At 42.2% G+C, this 13324-nt stretch carries 12 protein-coding genes; 11 read left to right on the top strand and 1 reads right to left on the bottom strand.

The features are described 5' to 3' along the window. The first annotated feature begins 64 nt into the window (after positions 1-64). The 11 genes from AXF12_RS06980 (at position 65) to AXF12_RS06935 (ending at position 12447) form a co-directional block, all read left to right on the top strand. A complete protein-coding gene (locus AXF12_RS06980) occupies positions 65-1009 on the top strand; it encodes a polyprenyl-phosphate transporter (protein WP_066429578.1) in 945 nt (314 codons plus the stop codon). A gap of 21 nt (positions 1010-1030) precedes the next feature. Further along, positions 1031-2353, top strand: coding sequence for an MFS transporter (locus tag AXF12_RS06975; protein WP_066429575.1), 1323 nt, complete (start codon positions 1031-1033; stop codon positions 2351-2353). A gap of 244 nt (positions 2354-2597) precedes the next feature. Then, positions 2598-2720, top strand: coding sequence for a hypothetical protein (locus AXF12_RS12655; RefSeq protein ID WP_257721642.1), 123 nt, complete (start codon positions 2598-2600; stop codon positions 2718-2720). Beyond that, positions 2708-3058 (top strand): hypothetical protein, encoded by a 351-nt coding sequence (locus AXF12_RS06970; protein WP_066429572.1) that lies wholly within the window; start codon positions 2708-2710, stop codon positions 3056-3058. The genes AXF12_RS12655 and AXF12_RS06970 overlap by 13 nt, the downstream gene beginning before the upstream one ends. A gap of 45 nt (positions 3059-3103) precedes the next feature. Then, positions 3104-5071, top strand: a complete 1968-nt coding sequence (locus AXF12_RS06965; RefSeq protein ID WP_143324992.1) for a leucine-rich repeat domain-containing protein — start codon at positions 3104-3106, stop codon at positions 5069-5071. Between the two features lie 16 nt (positions 5072-5087). Next, complete coding sequence (locus AXF12_RS06960; RefSeq protein WP_066429566.1) at positions 5088-5309, top strand: hypothetical protein; 222 nt, start codon at positions 5088-5090, stop codon at positions 5307-5309. A 110-nt stretch (positions 5310-5419) separates the two neighbouring features. Continuing rightward, a complete protein-coding gene (locus tag AXF12_RS06955) occupies positions 5420-6334 on the top strand; it encodes an LLM class oxidoreductase (RefSeq protein WP_066429560.1) in 915 nt (304 codons plus the stop codon). A gap of 39 nt (positions 6335-6373) precedes the next feature. Further along, positions 6374-7315 carry a hydrogen peroxide-inducible genes activator gene (locus tag AXF12_RS06950; RefSeq protein ID WP_066429558.1) on the top strand — a complete coding sequence of 314 codons (942 nt, stop codon included), beginning with the start codon at positions 6374-6376 and terminating at the stop codon, positions 7313-7315. A gap of 102 nt (positions 7316-7417) precedes the next feature. Then, positions 7418-9514, top strand: a complete 2097-nt coding sequence (locus AXF12_RS06945; RefSeq protein WP_066429556.1) for a carboxy terminal-processing peptidase — start codon at positions 7418-7420, stop codon at positions 9512-9514. Between the two features lie 86 nt (positions 9515-9600). After that, a complete protein-coding gene (locus AXF12_RS06940; protein WP_066431851.1) occupies positions 9601-11370 on the top strand; it encodes a mechanosensitive ion channel family protein in 1770 nt (589 codons plus the stop codon). Between the two features lie 24 nt (positions 11371-11394). Then, positions 11395-12447, top strand: a complete 1053-nt coding sequence (locus AXF12_RS06935) for a heparan-alpha-glucosaminide N-acetyltransferase domain-containing protein (RefSeq protein ID WP_066429549.1) — start codon at positions 11395-11397, stop codon at positions 12445-12447. Between the two features lie 64 nt (positions 12448-12511). Here AXF12_RS06935 and AXF12_RS12530 read toward each other — a convergent pair whose 3' ends face one another. Next, positions 12512-13324, bottom strand: a complete 813-nt coding sequence (locus AXF12_RS12530) for a TerD family protein (protein WP_231909926.1) — start codon at positions 13322-13324, stop codon at positions 12512-12514.

Below are 13324 nucleotides of genomic sequence, written 5' to 3'. Positions count from 1 at the left end.
AAGACTTACTACTCTCATTTCATCAATGTAAAATACTACCGAATGTTACTCAAACTATTACGTGATGAAGAGAAACTTTTTTGATTACGCACTTATTACCTTAAAAGGCATAGCGATGGGTGCAGCGGATGTCGTTCCTGGTGTTTCGGGAGGTACAATCGCATTTATTTCAGGGATTTACGAGGAATTGGTGGATTCTATTAGTAAGATCAACGCGGAGGCGTTCAGGCTCTTGTTCAAGAAGGGGTTGTCTGCCTTTTGGAAGCATATCAACGGGGCGTTCTTCTTTGCGCTGCTGTTGGGTATTGGCATCAGCATACTGTCGCTGGCTAAGGGGATGAAGTGGCTTTTGGACAATCAGCCTATAATGGTGTGGTCGTTCTTCTTTGGGCTAATGGTAGCCAGCGTGTTCTTCCTTATAAAGGAAATTGAGCATTGGCGTATCGCTACTGTGTTGGCGATGGTGCTGTCGGGTGCCGTAGCTTATGTGATCACTATCTTGCCTCCGCTGGCAGGTAACCATGGGCTTATTTTTATCTTTTTTTCGGGGGCTTTAGCTATATGTGCGATGATACTCCCAGGTATTTCTGGGGCTTTTATCTTAGTGCTTTTAGGGGCGTATCACACTGTTTTAGATGCGCTTAGCAATTGGAATTTCACTGTCATAGAGGCATTTGCTGTTGGGGCTATCATCGGTATTCTGAGCTTTTCGCGTACCCTCAAATGGCTGTTTGCTAAGTATCGCAATCTTACTTTTGCAGGACTTACGGGCTTTATCATTGGGTCGCTCAATAAGGTTTGGCCTTGGAAAGAGGTATTGAAATGGGATACAGACTCGCAAGGAACAGCAATAGCGGCTTGGGAACGCAGTGTTTCGCCTTCGTATTACAGTGAAATTACAGGGAATGCACCTCAATTGCTATTGGCTTTTGTGCTGGCAATCGTGGGCTTCTTTGTAATTTATGCGATTGAGAAATTAGCAATGCGCTCTGCCAATGCAGCAAATTAACACTTAAAATACCTATAGACTATGGCTACACTTTCTCGTGGCGATAAGAAGTTGCTGAACGCTTGGGCAGCGTACGACTGGGCAAACTCGGTCTATTCACTGACGATCGTCTCAACGATTTTCCCTATTTTCTATGCATTGCTTTTCGACAAGGCGGGCACAAAGGAGGTGGAGCTCTTCGGAATGCTTTTTAAGCATACTTCGGTGATTACTTTCATCACAGCCTTGGCTTTTTTGGTGATCGTAGTGCTCTCGCCTATCCTCAGTGGGATTGCGGATTATCTAGGTAATAAAAAGGCATTTATGCGCTTCTTTTGCTATCTAGGATCGGCAGCGTGTGTGGGGCTGTATTGGTTTTCGTTGGAGCATATCTATTTCAGTTTGCTGTGTTACTTTTGTGGGGTGGTCGGTTTTTGGGGGAGTATCGTGTTTTACAACTCCTATCTACCTGATATTGCGCTACCTGAGCAGTACGATCGCGTAAGTGCGCGGGGTTTTTCGATGGGGTATGCAGGCAGTGTATTGCTCCTATTACTGAACCTCGCCTTAGTGATGAAGCCTGAACTTATTGGCTTGGATGAGAGCACAGAATCGGCATTGCTGACGATGCGTATTTCCTTTCTCACAGTGGGGATTTGGTGGTTTGGCTTTAGTCAGATTCCGTTTTACTATCTGCCCAACAATAGGCATAAAGATCGGCAGGCGTCCCTACGACTTCTGAGTAAGGGCTATAAGGAGCTACACAAGGTGTGGCTCTCGCTAAAAGCCTCACCGCGTTTGAAGGGCTTTTTGTTTGCCTTTTTCGTCTATAGTATGGGGGTGCAGACGGTGCTATTGGTAGCTACCTACTTCGGCACAGAAGAGATCGCTTGGGAGAACGAACAGCAGCGCACTACGGGACTTATCATCAGTGTATTGGTAATACAATTGGTGGCGATACTCGGGGCGAGTGCTACGGTATGGGTGGTGCGCCGTATGGGCAATATCGCCACGCTTATCGCTCTAAATGCTGTGTGGATTGCGATTTGCATCGTGGCATATCACATACAGAGCCCGACAGCTTTCTATGTATTGGCAGGCTTTGTAGGCTTGGTGATGGGTGGCATACAGACCCTTTCACGCTCTACCTACTCGGCGTATCTTCCCGCCACAGAGGATACGACTTCTTTTTTTAGCTTTTACGATGTAACTGAAAAACTCGGTATCGTCATTGGTATGGGTATCTATGGGTTGATAGATCAGTTTACCAGCAATATGCGCAATGCGACTGTCTCATTGGTGGTATTCTTCTCTCTGGGAATTGTGTTGCTATGGCGGTTAATGAGAAGAAATAAAAGTGTGTAATATATTAACATCTTGCTAATCTCAGCAAGATGTTCTGTTTTATTAACTAATTGATAAATAGCGTATTGTAATGCTATTTGAAACTTAGAAAGTGTGTAATAGAGCTAAAATAAAGGTACTTTAAAATATTTTTATTTATAAATCAATTAGTTATATTTTTATTATGTTAAAGTTTTGAGTATTCTTTGCTATTATTAGGAATATTTTCATAACTTGCGCTCGTTTTTAAATACCAGATTTTATAATGAGAACAGAAGATATTAAACAGCTCTTTGAAGCATTTGAGAAAGCCGCACAAAAGCAAGCCAATATTGAATTTTGGAGTGCAAGGGAGTTACAACAAAATAAATATATATGCTTAAATTAGTACATTACGCTTTTAAGGAGGAAGTTACTTACGAGAGGTTTGTAGAGTTGATGAACCTAGAGCGGTCTGTATTCCGCGTCAACAACTATGCAGTGCAGTTCCGCCCCAAGAGCAGAGGAAAGGAGGCGCGCATCACCCTTACAGAGGAAGTTGCTGGCGAGTTTTGCTTCTATCACATCAGCTTTGGTGAAGATAAGAAGCCTGTGCTCAAGACACAAGATGACAATGATTATCACTTGGAGGTCTACGAAGTACCGCTATGTGAGGCGCGTATGTATCACAAGGCGGCAGTGCTGTTTGAGAAGTTTTATACTGTTTTGATGAGGTCTGAGGTTTGAGGTATGGGGTATGAGGTAGTGTACGATTTAAAAGAGAAGTAAGAAATGAGAAACATTATTTGGCTATTTTTTGTGGTGTTATTGCTCTCCTGTGGCAAAAGAAGGGTATCACGTGATGCTGAACACATTGAGAGTGCCGTCTTACGCCCTCCACACACCTGCAAAATGCAGCTTACTACCTTCCGTACCCCTACTGATAACTTGCACATTACCCTTGCCGCTTCCCGTGGTGTAGAGGCACAAGCGTGGATAGACCTCAATGGCAACGGACTTCAAGATGCTAACGAGGCAGTGTCCGCTAAAGAAAAAGAGTTCCGCTTTACTCCAACGCAGCAAACAATCACCATCTATGGGGCTGCGAGCGTGTTAAGAGCCGACTACATCGGCCTCACAGAGCTCATCACTAACCAGAATCCTTACCTGGAGGTGCTTTACCTTCCCGATAATGCCCTGAAAAACCTCAATGTCAGTGCCAATAAGCGACTGCACTACCTCAATTGCAGCTTTAATACAGATTTGAAGGCGTTAGACGTGAGCCACAACCCAGCACTCGACACCCTTATCTTCCGCACAGGTATGTTAGAGCAGCTCAATGTGAGCCATAACCCCGCACTTGAGTTCCTCAGCTGCTCGCTTCCCTATCTCAAGCATTTAGATGTGAGCCATAATAAGCAACTGAAAGTGCTACACACCGATTACTGTAGAGGTCTCACCACCCTAAACCTCAAGCACAACAAGGCTTTAGAAGTCTTGGATATTCAGAGTTCCTCTATTAGGGAAATAGATCTCAGCGAGAACAAGCAGCTAAAGTGGTTTCATTGTCAGGATACACATCTAAAAAGGCTTGATCTATCACACAATAAGCAATTAGAGTACCTAAATGTGAGTCAAAATAAGGGTATAGAGCTCAACCTGCAAGCGCAAACCGCTCTTAGAGAACTTGATTGTAGTGATAGCGAGCTAAAGACACTCGACCTAACCCCCTGCACGAGATTAGAAACGCTTAATTGCAGTGAAAATCAGCTTACCACACTCAATTTGAGCAATAATAAGCATCTGGAATACATAGAATGCAGCAAAAATGCCCTCACAAACCTATCACTAAGCGGACTTGCAGCCTTAGAACGCTTGGAGTGCAGCGACAATAAGCTCACAGGGCTATCCTTAGGAGTAGTACCTTCATTGAAGAATCTTAATTGTGCGAATAATCAGCTCACAGCCATAGATATCAGGAAAAGCAAAGAGCTGACCTCCCTAAACTGTGAAGGAAATCAGCTAAAAGAGCTTTTTTTAGAAGAAAGTCCGCAGTTAGAAACACTTTCCTGCGCTAAAAATGTGCTTACAAACCTCAATTTAAGCAAAAATACTGCCTTGAGGTGGTTTGATTGCTCAGAAAACCCACTAAAGAAGCTCGATTTGACCCATAGTAAGGCCTTAAACCATCTCGACTGCTCAAAAACAGGCCTCAGCTATTTAAATGTAAGCCCCTTACCTCATCTTACATACCTCAATTGCAGTGGCAATGAGCTACGCTGGGGGAGTATCCATTTCAGAAAAGACAATGCCCTCGAAACCTTAAACTGTAACGATAATCCGCTGGGTACGCTCAATTTGCGAGGAATGAAGGAGCTGAGAAAGCTATACTGCGATAGCTGTGGCCTAAAAAAACTCGACCTGAGCAAGAACCCACTGCTGTATGACCTCAGCTGTGATGCCAATGCCCTCACACGCTTAGATCTCAGCGTACAGAATATAGATTATCTGAGTTGTGAAAATAATAAAATCAAGTATTTAGACTTACGATCAACCACCTATATCAAGAGTTTCCATTGTGAAGGCAACCCCATTGAGGTGATCGATATACGAGGGCTTAAGGAGTTTTGCCAGATGTGTGATGAGAGTAACAAGACCCTCAAGAAGCTCATTATAGGCAAAGATGGCCCTTGTGCCGACCGTATTTTTATGCGAGATGACGACACAGAGGTGCAGATGATCGTCATTAATAAGAAATGAATATAATTAGTGTATGATGTCATCAGATTTTAGATTTTTCTTAGAAAAACACGGTTTTGCAGTCTCTTCGCGTTTAGCGGAGAAACTCGGTATGCGGGCAAAAGATGTGCGCATATTCTTTATTTACGGAGCTTTTGCAACCTTGGGTGCAGGATTTGGAGTGTACTTACTTTTAGCTTTTCTACTACGTATAAAAGACTTATTTTACACTAAACGCATTTCTGTATTTGATTTGTAAGAGTGCGTGGATTAGTAGGTTATAATTATCAAAGAAAATAATTATCGAAATATTTTTGACATTTCTATTTTTTGTATAACTTTGCATCTTCTAAATGAGAGAGAAAAACTATGATTGACACCAATAAACTAACCGTCGGCATTTTACTGCCTATTGAATCTTACGAGGGGGCTATCCCTAAGATGAAAGACCAAGTTCAGTTGATTCAGCGAGTTGAATCATTGGGCTACGATGCTGTTTGGGTGCGTGATATTCCTCTCTATAATCCTGATTTTAGAGAAGTTGGGCAGATTTACGACCCTTGGATTTACCTATCGCATATTGCAACCTTAACTATCAGTATCAAAATAGGGATTGCGAGTGTAGTGTTGCCTTTGCGGCATCCTCTGCACGTAGCTAAGTCGGCAGCGAGTTTAGATGTGTTGTTCCCGAACCGATTTATGATGGGGGTAGCCTCAGGAGATCGCCCAGTGGAATACCCCGCTTTTAACAAGCCCTTTGAGATGAGAAGTGTGTCGGTGGCTGACCATATGGCAATGCTTAGAGAGCTTTGGTCAAAAGATTTTCCTACATACAACAACGACTATGGCACATTGATGGCAAATGTAGGAGATGTACTTCCTAAGCCATTGAAAAAGAACATCCCGATGTATGTAACAGGACACGTGGGTGGCATCAACTTAGACTGGATAGCAAAAAATGGTGACGGCTGGATTTATTACCCTCGTGAGTTTACTTTCACAAAGAAGATTGTGGAAGAGTGGCATCAGATATTAGAGAGGGAAGCATTACCAAAGAAACCGTATATTCAGCCCATATATATTGATTTGATGGGAGATCCTGACTTTGAACCACAAGCTATAGAATTAGGCTTTAAATTAGGACGTAATTATTTAATAGATATGCTGTTAACCCTACAAAGTATTGGGGTAAATCACACAATGTTAGTACTAAAACATTGTAGCAGGCCTGTAGATGAAGTGCTTGAAGAAGTGGGCAAAGAAGTTCTGCCACAGATAAAATAGCAATTCGATGGGCGTTCGATTTAAATAAGATTTTAGGTTATGACGATTACGCAATTTCAATACGTGCTAGCGGTAGCTAAATACCGCAACTTCACCACAGCTGCCGAGAATAGTTTTGTTACGCAGCCTACGCTGAGTATGCAGGTGCAGAAGCTCGAGGAGGAGCTTGGGGTACAGATTTTTGATCGCTCGAAGAAGCCACTACAACTCACTGAAATAGGTGAGCAAGTGGTACGCCAGGCGCAGATCATCGTGAACGAATCTGACCGTATGAGCGATATCGTTGCACAGCAGAAAGGCTTTGTAGGAGGCGAGTTCAAGGTAGGAATCATACCTACGGTCTCCCCTACTCTACTGCCTATGTTCTTGGCAAACTTCATCAATAAATACCCCAAAGTGTGTTTGAAAATTGAGGAGCAAACCACTGAGAATATCTTGAAGAAAATAGATAATGGAGAGTACGATGCGGGTATTTTGGCAACACCTTTGCAGAAGAACAATATCGTTGAGCTACCATTGTACTACGAGCCTTTTGTGGCGTATATCCCTGTAAATCACCGCTTGGAACACTCCAAGACAATCTATTCTGAAGACTTGGACATCAACGACATACTGATGTTGGAAGATGGACACTGCTTCAAGGAGAGTGTGCTGAACATTTGCAATCAGGATATAGTGGAATCAAAGAGTAAGTTTCAGCTGAAAAGTGGTAGCTTTGAAACGCTTATACGGCTGGCAAATGAAGGCTTAGGGATGACACTCTTGCCTTATTTACACACATTAGAACTCAAAGAAAACGAGAAGAAATGTTTGCATTATTTTGCAGAGCCTTACCCCGCCCGCGAGATTAGCTTAGTACACCACAAAAACGAACTTAAAATGCAGCTCGTCAAGGCATTGCACGACACAATTGCAGGTGTAATACGAGGAGCTATTGCCTTTCAAAATGTAAAGATCATCAGTCCGACAAGAAAAAAATAATTTCTGCCACGAGGCAGAAAGGCACGGTTTTTGTAGAAGGAGTGATTGTCTTATGACACAAAGTATATTTTATAACATTAAAAAGAGAATTTAGTAATAACAATGAAGAATATATCAGCAGTATTATTTTTATTATTCATTTCATTTGCCTCTTGTAGCTTTACTAGCAAGAAGTTTGACGATCCAAGCAAGGATAAGGACAAGGTGCTTTTGGAGATCATACAACATATTCTGGTCAATGCACATTTCAGTCCTGTAGAGATGGATGATGCTTTTTCCAAGCAGATATTTAAGCGCTATTTGGAAGCCTTGGATGGGCAAAAGCGTTATTTTTTGCAATCAGATATCAATGAGTTTAAGAAGTATGAAACTCGCTTGGACGACGATTTGAAGAATGGAGAAATAGCGTTCTTTAACCTTACATACGAACGCCTATTGCAGCGTATGAAAGAAGCGCAAGGCGTTACGAAGGCTATCTTTACCAAACCTTTGGATTTCAATAGCAATGAGAGTATCAATACAGATTTTGAGAAAATCCCTTATGTGAAGAACAAAGCCGAATTGCAGGCACGTTGGAAGCAGGTGATATTGTTTTCAGCCCTCTCTACTTACATCACTAAGCAGAAAGATGAGGCTACTAAGAAAGAGAAAGACCCTAAGTACACCCCCAAGAAAGACGAGGTGCTGAAAAAGGAATCAATAGAGGCGGCAGAAAAAACGCTGAATGATATGTTCTTAGTTTTTAAGGATATCACTCGTGAGGAGTACTTTGGGATTTTCGCAGATATTATTACCTCTAACTTCGACCCTCACTCCAACTATATGGCACCTGAGGTGAAGAAAGGCTTTGACACTGATATGTCGGGCAAGTTTGAAGGTATTGGAGCGCAACTGCAAAAGAAGCCTGATGGGGTAAGCATTACCAATGTCATCTTGGGCGGACCTGTATGGAAAGGGAAGCTCTTAGAGGTTGGCGACCAGATTTTAAAAGTAGCTCAGGGTAGTGAAGAGCCTGTGGATATCGTGGGGATGCGCCTTGAGGATACCGTAAAACTGATCAGAGGTCCTAAAGGATCGGAAGTGCGCTTAACAGTACGCCGCGTAGATGGCACTATTGAGGTGGTATCAATCATTCGCGATGTGGTAGAACTTGAAGAGACTTATGCCAAGTCGGCTATCATAGAGACTGATGGCAAGCGTTATGGGATTATCAACTTACCTAAGTTTTACATTAACTTTGAAGATGTAAATCAGCGTAATGCTGCTACTGATGTGGCTTTGGAAATAGAAAAGCTAAAGAAGGAAAACATTGCTGGACTTATTATCGACCTTCGCAACAACGGCGGGGGCTCGCTGAAAACCGTAGTGGATATAGGGGGGCTATTCATTCCTAAGGGACCTATTGTACAGGTGAAATCCTCACGTGGCAGCCGCGATGTGCTTTCGGATACTGACCCTAAGACTCAATGGGAAGGTTCGCTTGTGATCCTCACCAATGAACTATCGGCTTCAGCTTCTGAGATTTTAGCAGCAGCTATGCAGGACTATAAGCGTGCTATCATCATCGGTGGTAAACAGACCTTTGGCAAGGGTACGGTGCAGACGGTAGTGGATGTAAATCAATTCTTACGCCAAAATAGCTATGGTGATTTAGGAGCTTTGAAGATCACTATACAGAAGTTCTATCGCATCAATGGGGGCTCTACTCAGCTCAAAGGGGTAGAAAGCGACATTGTGGTGCCTGACAAGTACAAATACATTGACATAGGCGAGCGCGATATGACTAATGCTATGCAGTGGGATAAGATTGACCCTGCTAAGTATACCCCTTGGACAAACAATGCTAACTTTAATAAAGCTATAGAGAATAGTAAGAAGCGCATTGCAGCTAATAGCTATCTCAAGCTCATTGATGAGAATGCCCAATGGATTAAGCAACAGCAAAATGATAATGTTTTTCCTCTGAACTACGCCGCTTATAAGAAAGTGATTGATCGCAATGATGAGCAAGCCAAAAAGTTCAAAGCTATTGCTGACTATAAATCAAACTTGAAGTTTGTTTCTATCGCCTCTGATGAAGCAAAAATCAAAAGTAATGAGGACCTGAAACTGCGCCGTGACCGTTGGCACGAAAGTCTGCAAAAGGATGTGTACATCGACGAGGCTGTAAAGGTGTTGCAAGACCTCAATAGTAAGTAACTTTTTTTCATAACTAAATAATTCTAAACATTATTAACTTTGCCAAAGTGGTTACTTTGGCAAAGTTTTTAGATTTAAAGATTTATATGCACTTGAGACGACTCATCTTGCTGATATTCTTCACTATTAGTGCTATGACATACGCCCAGAAGGACAGTGTCTCAGTACAAGCTATAAAGAAAGAATTGGCTGCCCTGAAGCTCTACCGACAAAAGGATTCGGTGCGGATAGCTATGCTGATGAGTGAGATTGAGCGATTGGTGCAACAAGAGAAAGCTGTAAGCAAAGCTACCCTTCAAGTGCAAGTAGATGACTCACTATCTATGGCTGAAAAGCGCAAAGAGGTGGAAAGGCTGAGCCAGCAGATGCGTGGTAAGCCTGTTGTTTTTCAGAATGATACCATCTATTATCTATATGCCTCTTACGGTCCGTACGACATTGATACCCGTGTAAAATACGTTGAAGATAAGCTTACAGAACTCTATGAAGATCCTTATTTTAAAGCCGATTCACTAAAAGTAAAGCCTTTGGGCGAGTACCTCGCTGTGATGTACGGCAACAAAGCCATTGCGGATATTACATCCATTGATGCCGTATGGGAGAACACCACTCAAGAAGAGCTTGCTAACCGCTATTTGGGGTATATCAAGCACGCTATTGTAAAATACCAAGAGCAGAACAGCCTGAAGAATATCCTTTTGCGCATTGGAGAATTGTGCTTGGTGCTTGTGATTGCCATTAGTGTAATATGGGGGATTAACCGCTTATTTAGGTTCTTGAAGAACTTCTGCATCAACTCTAAGAACCGCTTCTTAAAAGGATTTAAAATACGCAACTATGAACTTATAAAGAAGCAACACATGGTGAAGGTGCTCATCAAGTTATTGTTTGTTGTACGCATCATCGTGCTGCTCTTTCTCTTCATTACAATCATACCGCTAATATTTGACATTTTCCCCTCTACCCGACACCTCTCGCGCATTATTCTCGGTTGGATTATAGAGCCTATAAAAGATATATGGTTTGCAGTCATCAATTATCTCCCCAGCCTCTTCAATATCATTGTCATTGTGCTGGTAACGCGCTATTTATTAAAAATAATGCGCTTCTTTGCCTTAGAGATAGAACGGGGTATACTAAAGATACGGGGATTTTACCCTGAATGGGCGCGCACTACCTATCACTTGGCACGATTGATGCTCCTCGCCTTGGCATTAGTAGTGGTATTTCCTCACTTGCCAGGCTCTGATAGCGATGCTTTCAAGGGCATATCAGTGTTCTTAGGGGTATTGATTTCCTTTGGTTCTTCCTCTTCAATATCCAATGCCATTGCAGGGGTAGTCATCAGCTATATGCGCCCTTTTCAAGTAGGCGATTGGATCAAGTCGGGTGATATTATCGGAGTGGTAGTAGAGAAAAACGCTTTGGTAACACACCTAAGAACCTTTAGCAATGAGGATATTACCATACCTAACTCCACCATCTTAAGCAGTGCTACGACTAATTTTTCCTCCATTGGCAAACAACAAGGCTTAGCCCTTAGTGCACGGGTGAAAGTACGCTACGACTATGCTGACAACATTGTAGAAGAGCTCCTACTAGAAGCTGCTTTAAAAACCTGTGGAATATCCAAAATACCCCACCCTTATGTACTACAAATTTCGCTGGGAGAACTTAATACGGTGTATGAACTCAATGCTTATACCCATACCCCCGATGATATGTTCTTCATCAAATCGGACTTAGTGAAGAATATCCAAAATACACTAAAACAGGCAAATATAGAGATCTTCTCTACCCAATATATTGAAATTAGAACTAACAACCAAACATCAGAAGAAAATAAAAAGAGTTAGCCTTTGAGCTACTTACTAAAAGTAATGAAACAACGTTTATTATTTATTGACGTAATAAGAGCCTACGCCATCTGTATGATGCTGCAAGGACACTTCATCACAGCCTTATTAGCCGATCCTTATTGGGATGAGAGCAATATCTTTTTTAGAATATGGCACTACTTTACAGGGATAACAGCTCCTGTATTTCTCACTATTTCAGGATTTATATTCACTTATCTACTCATCCGTGAGGGTGATAGAAGCCACAGAGGCTGGAAGAATCCTCGCGTGGTAAAAGGTATTCGAAGAGGTTTCTACCTCATACTTGTTGCCTGTTTACTTAGGAAAAGTATCCACTATGTTGAAATATTGCATTGTATCGGTTTATCATTGATCTTGATGGTAGGCATTTACATCATTTCCACTAATAGGTTTATCAAGTTAAAGTACATATTACCTCCACTTCTTATTGCCCTTACAATCACAATATTCCTATTTGAAAGCACTTATAACACCCTTTCTTTACCATTCTTACCAAGAATTATAGCTAATTATTTTACGCCTATATATGGTACATTCTTTTCTATATTACCTTGGTTTGGCTATGTATGCTTGGGAGGCTTTATGGGGTCGTTATTTTACTTCTTCAAAGGAGCTAAATACCTCTACCCTACTTTCATTACACTACTGATTGTTTTCGGGTATATATTTCATCACCAATTTACCACGTTTAATTTCCTTTACAACTTAACCTCAATAGAGTTGTTTAATAGAGTAGCTCGTTCAGGTTTCTTATTCCTCAGGATGGGTGATGCCTTATGGGTCTTTGCCTTCTTTGTGATCTTGCGCAATGTGATTACAATGCCTCTTATACAACGCATAGGGGTAAATACACTTTCTATATACGTTATTCACTACATAATGCTATATAGCTTTATACCAAAGTTTAATCTATCGTATTACTTCCATAGAAGTCTTACTCCCGCACAAGCCATTATAGGCGCTATTCTTTTTGTCAGTGTAGTAGTTTTCCTCTCATTTATCTACAACAGAGTAAAAGATAATATCAAAGAAAAAATAAAAGGGAAGGAATAATCTTCCTTTCCCTTTATTTATTTCTCCTTCTTTTAAAGTATTCCTTTTTATGAATTAGTGTCTACTACAACTCCGACAACACCTCCCAAAAATTACGACTATCGTACGTCTTTTCAGCTTCTTCGGGGGTATTAGTAACCCACAACACGCCTTGTCCTTTGGCTTTTGTAGCCAAAAACTGCCCTATGCTCATCTTCTCCGATAGCTTTTTGAGCAATGCCGCCACGCTTTCTTCGCTTAGGCTGTGAAGTGTCTGTCCGCCGAAAGGCATCTCGAGCCAGATAATCTCTTGATTCTCTACATCCAGCAAGCCAAACACCAAACCCTTACTCAGCGGCTGGGTGATGCGCACTTGCTTTATCACTGTCGAAGGGTCATACGCCACGCCTTTGCGCTCAGAGACTTTCATCTTGTATTTAGCGTCCATCCAGCCCACAACCATATTGGGCGAAAGTGCCCCGTTGGAATAGGCATTGCAGGTGAATATCACGTATGTAGCTTTCGCCTTGCGCAGCTCATCTATGTTGATATTGATATACTCCGCCGTGCCTACCTTATCGGGTATCTCACGTATATCACCACTGTGCTGACAGCCTGTGGTGGTTAGCTTGCTGAAACTGCAATAATCCGTGTGCCCATCTCGGTAGAGCACCTCACACGACAAGTCCATATCCAAATGCTGTGCAGGCAGGTCTTTACCCCATTGCATAAAGAGGCGTATCTGTCGCCCCTCAAGAGGAAAACGCATTCCCATCACAGCAGCGTCTAAGTCCTGCACATTCCCCGAGCGGTCGCCTATGGGCACAGGGATATTGTACAACTCAGGAGCGATATACACCGACCAATATTCGGGCGTCTCCTTAGCAAACCGCTCCAT

Source organism: Capnocytophaga haemolytica, from assembly GCF_001553545.1.
Lineage (GTDB): Bacteria > Bacteroidota > Bacteroidia > Flavobacteriales > Flavobacteriaceae > Capnocytophaga > Capnocytophaga haemolytica.
The sequence above is the reverse complement of the archived record's forward strand: the minus strand, read 5'-3'. Positions and strand labels throughout refer to the sequence as shown.

Coding starts and splice junctions, on each gene's coding strand:
- AXF12_RS12655 (WP_257721642.1), top strand. CDS start 2,598: ATGAGAACAGAAGATATTAAACAGCTCTTTGAAGCATTTGAGAAAGCC.
- AXF12_RS06960 (WP_066429566.1), top strand. CDS start 5,088: ATGTCATCAGATTTTAGATTTTTCTTAGAAAAACACGGTTTTGCAGTC.
- AXF12_RS06950 (WP_066429558.1), top strand. CDS start 6,374: ATGACGATTACGCAATTTCAATACGTGCTAGCGGTAGCTAAATACCGC.
- AXF12_RS06955 (WP_066429560.1), top strand. CDS start 5,420: ATGATTGACACCAATAAACTAACCGTCGGCATTTTACTGCCTATTGAA.
- AXF12_RS06980 (WP_066429578.1), top strand. CDS start 65: ATGAAGAGAAACTTTTTTGATTACGCACTTATTACCTTAAAAGGCATA.
- AXF12_RS06940 (WP_066431851.1), top strand. CDS start 9,601: ATGCACTTGAGACGACTCATCTTGCTGATATTCTTCACTATTAGTGCT.
- AXF12_RS06935 (WP_066429549.1), top strand. CDS start 11,395: ATGAAACAACGTTTATTATTTATTGACGTAATAAGAGCCTACGCCATC.
- AXF12_RS06965 (WP_143324992.1), top strand. CDS start 3,104: ATGAGAAACATTATTTGGCTATTTTTTGTGGTGTTATTGCTCTCCTGT.
- AXF12_RS12530 (WP_231909926.1), bottom strand. CDS start 13,324: ATGGAGCGGTTTGCTAAGGAGACGCCCGAATATTGGTCGGTGTATATC.
- AXF12_RS06975 (WP_066429575.1), top strand. CDS start 1,031: ATGGCTACACTTTCTCGTGGCGATAAGAAGTTGCTGAACGCTTGGGCA.
- AXF12_RS06945 (WP_066429556.1), top strand. CDS start 7,418: ATGAAGAATATATCAGCAGTATTATTTTTATTATTCATTTCATTTGCC.
- AXF12_RS06970 (WP_066429572.1), top strand. CDS start 2,708: ATGCTTAAATTAGTACATTACGCTTTTAAGGAGGAAGTTACTTACGAG.